Consider the following 6,847-nt stretch of genomic DNA (forward strand, 5'->3'; position numbering starts at 1 on the left):
GCACCCGAGGATCCCGACGTGCAGGCCGAGGTGGTGAACCTTCGCGGTCTTGGCGCGATCATCGATGACACCAGCAGCCAACTGGTTTCGTCGGCGGTCGCGCTGCTGAACTGGCATGACAGTGCACGATTCAGCGCGGCCGACGGCTCACCGACCAAACCGGCCAGGGCGGGCTGGTCGCGGGTGAATCCGGTCAATGGTCATGAGGAGTTCCCGCGTATCGACCCGGCGGTGATCTGTCTGGTCCATGACGGCGCCGACCGGGCGGTGCTGGCTCGCCAGGCGGTGTGGCCGGAGCGGATGTTTTCCCTGCTGGCCGGTTTCGTCGAGGCCGGTGAATCGTTCGAAGTGTGCGTCGCCCGAGAGATCCGCGAAGAAATCGGCCTGACCGTCCGCGACGTGCGTTACCTGGGCAGCCAGCCGTGGCCGTTCCCGCGTTCCCTCATGGTCGGCTTCCATGCTCTGGGCGACCCGGCTGAGGAGTTCTCGTTCAACGACGGTGAGATCGCCGAGGCGGCCTGGTTCACCCGCGACGAGGTTCGCGCGGCGCTCGAAGCCGGCGACTGGTCAAGCTCGTCGGAGTCGAAACTGCTGCTGCCGGGATCGATTTCGATCGCGCGCGTGATCATCGAATCCTGGGCTGCGGTCGTCTGAGGCGGCGTGTCTTAGCCGCCGACTTCGGCCAGCTTCGCCTTGACCTGGGCCGCACTCGGGTTGGTCAGCGTCGACCCGTCGGCAAACTTCACCGTCGGGACCGTCCTGTTGCCGCCGTTGACCGAGCCGACGAACTCCGCTGCCGCTGGATCCCGCTCGATATCGACCTGGTCGAAGGAGATCCCGTTCGACTTGAGCACCGTCATGAGCCGATGGCAGAAGCCACACCATGACGTCGTGTAAACGGTGAGCGGCGCATTGGTCATAGCCCGTCTAACGTAGCCCGGCGACGGTGCGTTCCGCGCACCGGGATGGCGCTGGGCGGCCCTGGAAAATGAAGCAACTCGCCGACGCGACACGCTGGGCAAGGCAATTAAGGCGTGGCGCTACGCACGGTTTGTCGGCCAGCGCTGCCAAGATGGACGCCATGCCGATGGTCGCTGACGCATTGACCGCCGGGCTGGACGACGAGCAGTGCGAAGCCGTGCTGGCTCCGCGCGGACCGGTCTGTGTGCTTGCCGGCGCCGGAACGGGCAAGACCCGCACCATCACTCACCGGATCGCCCAGCTGGTCGCGAGTGGCCATGTCGCCGCGGGGCAGGTGCTGGCGGTCACATTCACCCAGCGCGCGGCGGGGGAGATGCGCGCCAGGTTGCGGACGCTCGATGCCGCCACGCACAACGGTTCCGGTGTCGGCGCGGTGCAGGCCCTGACCTTTCACGCCGCAGCGCACCGCCAGCTGCGCTACTTCTGGCCGCGGGTGGTCGGTGACACGGGCTGGCAGCTGCTGGACAGCAAGTTCGCCATCGTGGCCAGGGCGGCCAACCGTTGCCGGATGAATACCAGCACCGATGACGTGCGTGACCTGGCCGGCGAGATCGAGTGGGCCAAGGCGTCGCTGATCGGTCCCGAGGAGTACGCGTCCGCCGTCGCCGCTGCGGGCCGAGACATCCCGTTGGATGCCGCGCAGATCGCGGCCGTCTACTCCGCCTATGAGGCCCTCAAAGTCCGCGACGAGTCGGTCTCGCTGCTCGACTTCGATGACCTGCTGCTGCACACCGCGGCCGCGATCGAGAACGACGCCGCCGTGGCCGAGGAGTTCCGGGATCGCTACCGCTGCTTTGTCGTCGACGAGTACCAGGACGTCACCCCGCTGCAGCAGCGTGTGCTGTCGGCGTGGTTGGGTGATCGAGACGACCTGACCGTTGTCGGCGACGCCAATCAGACCATCTACTCGTTCACCGGGGCCACACCCGGTTTCCTGCTTGAGTTCTCGCGGCGGTTTGCGGAAGCCACCGTGGTGCGCCTGGAACGCGACTATCGGTCCACCCCGCAAGTGGTGTCGCTGGCCAACCAGGTGATCGCCGCGGCCCGCGGCCGGGTGGCCGGCAGCAAGCTTCAGCTGTCCGGCCAGCGTGCGCCGGGTCCGGCCCCGTCGTTTCATGAGCATCCCGATGAGACCGCCGAGGCCGCCGCGGTCGCGGCGTCGATAACGCGACTGATCGAATCCGGCACCCCGCCATCCGAGATCGCCGTGCTCTACCGGGTCAATGCGCAGTCCGAGGTCTACGAGGAGGCGTTGACCGAGGCCGGTATCACCTATCAGATTCGCGGCGGCGAGGGGTTCTTCCACCGTCAGGAGATCAAGCAGGCGCTGTTGGCGCTACAACGCGCGGCCGGGCGTGGCGGCGGAGGGGCTGCAGAAGGCCCATTGCCCGACGTGGTGCGCACGGTCCTGGAACCGCTGGGGCTGACGGCCGAGCAACCGACCGGCATGCGGGCGCGGGAGCGTTGGGAGGCGCTGGCCGCGCTGGCCGAACTCGTCGACGACGAAGTGGCGCAGCGTCCGCAGCTGGAACTTCCGGAGCTGCTGGCCGAGCTCCGGATGCGCGCCGACGCGCGGCACCCACCGGTGGTAAGGGGCGTCACGCTGGCTTCACTGCACACCGCCAAGGGGCTTGAGTGGGATGCGGTGTTCCTGGTCGGGTTGGCCGACGGCACGTTACCCATCTCGCACGCGTTGGCGCACGGCGCCGAGAGCGAGCCCGTCGAGGAGGAGCGACGGTTGCTCTACGTCGGAATCACCAGGGCCCGAGTCCATTTGGCGCTCAGCTGGGCTCTAGCCAGAAGCCCAGGCGGACGGCAGAGCCGCAAGCCGTCGCGGTTCCTCAACGGCATCGCGCCACAGACGCGTGCCGATCCGGCGCCGAGCAGATCGCGGCGCAACCGCGGCGCCGCAAGCCGCTGCCGGATCTGCAACAACAACCTGACCACCCCGGCAGCCATCATGCTGCGGCGATGTGAAACATGTGCCGCCGACATCGACGAGGAGTTGCTGCTGCGGCTGAAGGCTTGGCGGCTGGACGTCGCCAAGGAACAGAAGGTACCGGCGTATGTCGTGTTCACCGACAACACACTGATCGCGATCGCCGAGCTGCTGCCAGACGACGAAACGGCCCTGATCGCGATTCCGGGTATCGGCGCACGCAAGCTGGAACAGTACGGGCCGGACGTGCTCGAGTTGGTCAGGCAAGCCCGCTGAGGCAAACGTCCAGGTCAGAAAATCGGTTGTGGCTACCGGTCGCTACCATTTACCCTCGAAACCGCATTCCGCTGTCGGCTGAAGGCTGACGGGCGCGCAGGCAGGACGAAGGGAGGGTCGCCACGATGATCACCAACGCGTTGGGTGCTGGCGTGGCTGTCGCGGTGCTGACCGCGGTTACCCCCCATGCCGCCCACACCGCCGCGCCGGCGGCAGCGGTTAAGCACCGTGTCGCCGCCGCGACCGACGCGTCCGTGCATCGGGGTCATACGTAAGCGCTACGTAACCAGCCCGGTTTTCGCCAGATGGCCACGGACCCGAAGTCACAAGGATCCGTGGCCACAGTTATATGGGTCGACAGCCTCCCTACCTGGTCCGGATCACCGCGAAGGACAGCCACCAGACCAGGAAGCAGGTGAACAGGACATGTCCGCACTGCCAGTTCCCAGACCCACGCTGCTGGAGTTGCCGTGCCACGCCGACGAGCCCGACCTGTGGTTCGCCGAGGCCCCAGCCGATCTCGAGCGTGCCAAGGCGCTGTGTGCGGGTTGCCCGATCCGCCGCGAGTGTTTGGCGACGGCGCTGGAACGGGCCGAACCCTGGGGCGTGTGGGGCGGTGAGATCCTCGAGCGAGGTTCGATCGTGACTCACAAACGTCCGCGCGGACGTCCCCGTAAAGGCCGGAAAGACGCCGTCGCTGCCTAGGCCCCGCTAGACGACCGCGGTATCGGGCTCGGCGAAACCGGGGATCAGCTCTTCTGACAGCGCCTTGATCGGCACGTGTGCATCCAACTGGCACAGGATCGCGGCCACCGACGCGATGACACGCATCGGGATAGCGAGCTTGGGCGGCAGGTCCATTTGCCGAGCCGTTTTGATTTGGGACACCGACCGATCGATATGACTGACGGTCATTCTCTGCAACCACTTACGGGTGTAGTGGAAGACATCGACCTTGATGGGCTCGACGTACTGGCGCAGCATTTCATCGATGTCGCGCACCGACACCTGCTGGCCTTTCTGGATGAAACCGGCCTTCTCCATCGTCGGCAACAGCAGCTCATAGTTCTTGTCGCGGGCCAATCGGATCGTCATCCCGAGCTCGATGGGATAGCCGCCGGGCAGGGGTGCGACGGCACCGAAGTCGATGACGCCCATCCGGCCATCGGGCAGCAGCATGAAGTTTCCCGGGTGGGCATCGCCGTGCAGCATTCCCAGCCGGCGCGGCGCGTCGAAGGTGAGTTCGAGCAGGCGGGTGCCGATCAGATCGCGCTGCTCAGGGGTTCCGTGGCGAATGATTTCCGCCATGTGCAAGCCCTCGATCCATTCCTGGACCACGACCTTGGGCGCGCTGGCCACGATGTGCGGTACCGCGAAGTTCTGGTGGCCCTCGTACGCCTTGGCGAATGCGCGCTGGTTGTCGGCCTCCAGCCGGTAGTCGAGTTCCATTTCGGTGCGCTGGATCAGTTCATCAACGATGCCTTGGACGTCGGCGCCCGGGGAAAGTTGTTTGAACACGCTGACCATCCGTTGCATGGTCTTGAGGTCGGCGCGTAGCGCCTCGTCGGCTCCCGGGTACTGGATCTTGACGGCCACGTCGCGGCCGTCGGACCACACCGCTTTGTGAACTTGGCCGATGCTGGCCGACGCCACCGGAGTGTCGTCGAACGCGCTGAACCGCTCCCGCCACTTGGTGCCCAGCTGTGCATCGAGCACCCGATGCACCTTGTTGGCGGGCAGCGGCGGGGCGTCCTTCTGCAGCTTGGTCAGCGCCTCGCGGTAGGGTTCGCCGAACTCCTCGGGAATGGCGGCTTCCATCACCGATAAGGCCTGGCCCACCTTCATCGCGCCGCCCTTGAGCTCGCCCAGGACGGTGAACAGCTGGTTGGCGGCTTTCTCCATCAACTCGGCCTGGACTTCGTCCTTCGACTTACCGGTCAGCCGTTTACCGAAGCCGAGCGCAGCCCGGCCGGCAAAGCCGACCGGAATGCTCGCCAGCTTCGCGTTGCGCGCAGCACGGCCGCGTTTGATGTCTGCCACGCATCCATCATCCATGACGGTCACCACGCCATGTTGTCGATCTGGCCACAACTGGTTGCCGGGCTGGTGGTGCGCATCGTGCCAAGGGCCGGAGCCGGGCGCGACAGCACACCCGTCGCCTCATCGGGCATCCAGCCCTAGGTTGTCCTGTGCGGGTTGTAGTTTTGCGACTCACCGAAACGCGCATCCGAAGGGTGGTACCGAAAAAGCCATGTCAGCAAAGCAAACGCAGCACGAAGCCGCCGACGCCCTGTTCAGGGCGATCATCGCAACGCTGGACAAGAACCGGAACGACGGCACCTTGACCGCGCAGGTTCTGGAGGAGCTCGCCAGGGCGTACGCGTCGGTGTCGACGAACGTCCCGGAACCGGGACGACTGGGCTAGACAGCGACGCCTGGGTCAACAGGAGCACAACGGATGCCTGGTCCATTGACGCGCGACGATGGAGCCGGCGTTGAGGTCGAACTCCAAGGTGGCGTTCAGCGCCGGTGGCGGCGCGGGATCGGGCACCGCCTCCCGCCCGCGCACCGCCGCGATCACCCGGTTCACTTGACTGAGCGCCAGCGCCGCCGTCGCCAGCAAGGTGGCCCTGTCGGCCACCCCGACGGTGTCTCGCAGCTGGGCGGCGATGGCCGGCCACGCGGTGTCGCGGTCGCTGCGGTGCAGGTCAGCGCAGCCAAGGCAGCTTGTCACTCCAGGAATGACCAGAGGGCCCACCAGGCCGATTCCGTCTCGCACTCGAACCGGAAGGTGTGGCACGCCCCGGCTTTGCAGATCGCGCACCATGCGCGGGTCGGCGACCAGGTAGTCCGACAGCACCACCAGATCCACGGCGGTGTGCGACACGGCGGCGTGCGGTTGGCTGCTGTGCGCGATGCGGGCCCCCGAGCACCGCAACGCCTCGACGAGCAACTCGGACAGCGGTCCGCGGCCGTGCACCCGGATCGAGGGCGCCCGGCCGCGAGACTGCCGGCATTCGGTCGCGACTCCTGCGTCCACCAGTTTTGCGACGAGGTTTGTCAGGCCATCGGCGTCCTTCAACCCGTGGTTGACGGCTTGGCGCTGCAACGCGGATATCGGTGTCGGTGAGCGCATGGACCGCAGCAATGCGGCCAGCTCCGCGGCGGCCAGGCCGCACGGCGGCCGGACCAGAACGGCGCGTCGGGGATCCCAGCCGACCTGAACGGCGCCGTCGGGTCGCAGCAGCACCGGCATCGCCGGATCCAGCGCATACAGCGAAAGCACGGCCGCCGACATGGATTGAGACTGTGCCACGCCGACGGCGAACACCGCGCTCAGTTATCCACAGCACCGCCGCCGGCGTAGGCACCTTGCTCCTGGGATCAGCTAACGCCGCAGCCTTGCCCGGTTCGGCGGAGTTGTCGTTGGAGGTCACGTTCGGTTCTAGGTATTTCCACTTAGTGATTACCAGGGCAGCTAGGCAGTGCGGCGTATCGTCTGGCGCTATGGAGACGCACAGCTTCAAGCTCGAGTTGCCCCAGGGGACCACGATAGAGGCTGCGTACTGGGCGGGCTTAAAGCACATCGAGGAGACGCTGAATCTCAAGGCCTACGCGGACTATCGCCCGGTTGGGTCCGAGCCGCACCCA

The 6,847-nt window shown here is 66.5% G+C and carries 8 protein-coding genes; 5 read left to right on the forward strand and 3 right to left on the reverse strand.

The window, feature by feature from the left end; genetic code table 11:
* A partial coding sequence (nudC, locus tag ACLP4W_RS27255; protein WP_442390486.1) for an NAD(+) diphosphatase occupies nucleotides 1–654 on the forward strand: 654 nt, incomplete at its 5' end.
* Nucleotides 655–665: 11 nt separating this feature from the next.
* On the opposite strand, the gene mrx1 is transcribed toward nudC, so the two are convergent.
* Nucleotides 666–920 (reverse strand): mycoredoxin Mrx1, encoded by a 255-nt coding sequence (gene mrx1, locus ACLP4W_RS27260; protein WP_442390487.1) that lies wholly within the window; start codon nucleotides 918–920, stop codon nucleotides 666–668.
* Between the two features lie 161 nt (nucleotides 921–1,081).
* Here mrx1 and ACLP4W_RS27265 point away from each other — a divergent pair, with 161 nt between their 5' ends.
* The 3 genes from ACLP4W_RS27265 (at nucleotide 1,082) to ACLP4W_RS27275 (ending at nucleotide 3,901) form a co-directional block, all read left to right on the forward strand.
* On the forward strand, nucleotides 1,082–3,196 hold the full coding sequence (locus tag ACLP4W_RS27265) for an ATP-dependent DNA helicase UvrD2 (protein ID WP_442390488.1): 2,115 nt from the start codon (nucleotides 1,082–1,084) through the stop codon (nucleotides 3,194–3,196).
* Nucleotides 3,197–3,321: 125 nt separating this feature from the next.
* Nucleotides 3,322–3,471 (forward strand): hypothetical protein, encoded by a 150-nt coding sequence (locus ACLP4W_RS27270; RefSeq protein ID WP_442390489.1) that lies wholly within the window; start codon nucleotides 3,322–3,324, stop codon nucleotides 3,469–3,471.
* A 151-nt stretch (nucleotides 3,472–3,622) separates the two neighbouring features.
* Nucleotides 3,623–3,901: a WhiB family transcriptional regulator gene (locus ACLP4W_RS27275; RefSeq protein WP_442390490.1), complete on the forward strand. Its 279-nt coding sequence runs from the start codon at nucleotides 3,623–3,625 to the stop codon at nucleotides 3,899–3,901.
* Between the two features lie 6 nt (nucleotides 3,902–3,907).
* Here the strand turns inward: ACLP4W_RS27275 and ACLP4W_RS27280 are convergent, their stop codons facing one another.
* Complete coding sequence (locus ACLP4W_RS27280) at nucleotides 3,908–5,251, reverse strand: macrolide-binding ATPase MABP-1 (protein WP_442390493.1); 1,344 nt, start codon at nucleotides 5,249–5,251, stop codon at nucleotides 3,908–3,910.
* Nucleotides 5,252–5,447: 196 nt separating this feature from the next.
* Here ACLP4W_RS27280 and ACLP4W_RS27285 point away from each other — a divergent pair, with 196 nt between their 5' ends.
* Complete coding sequence (locus ACLP4W_RS27285) at nucleotides 5,448–5,621, forward strand: hypothetical protein (protein WP_442390491.1); 174 nt, start codon at nucleotides 5,448–5,450, stop codon at nucleotides 5,619–5,621.
* Nucleotides 5,622–5,636: 15 nt separating this feature from the next.
* Here the strand turns inward: ACLP4W_RS27285 and ACLP4W_RS27290 are convergent, their stop codons facing one another.
* Entirely contained in the window at nucleotides 5,637–6,494 is an 858-nt protein-coding gene (locus ACLP4W_RS27290; protein WP_442390492.1) for a cyclodehydratase, read from the reverse strand.
* Nucleotides 6,495–6,847 lie beyond the last annotated feature (353 nt).

Source organism: Mycobacterium sp. (genome assembly GCF_052145595.1).
GTDB lineage: Bacteria > Actinomycetota > Actinomycetes > Mycobacteriales > Mycobacteriaceae > Mycobacterium.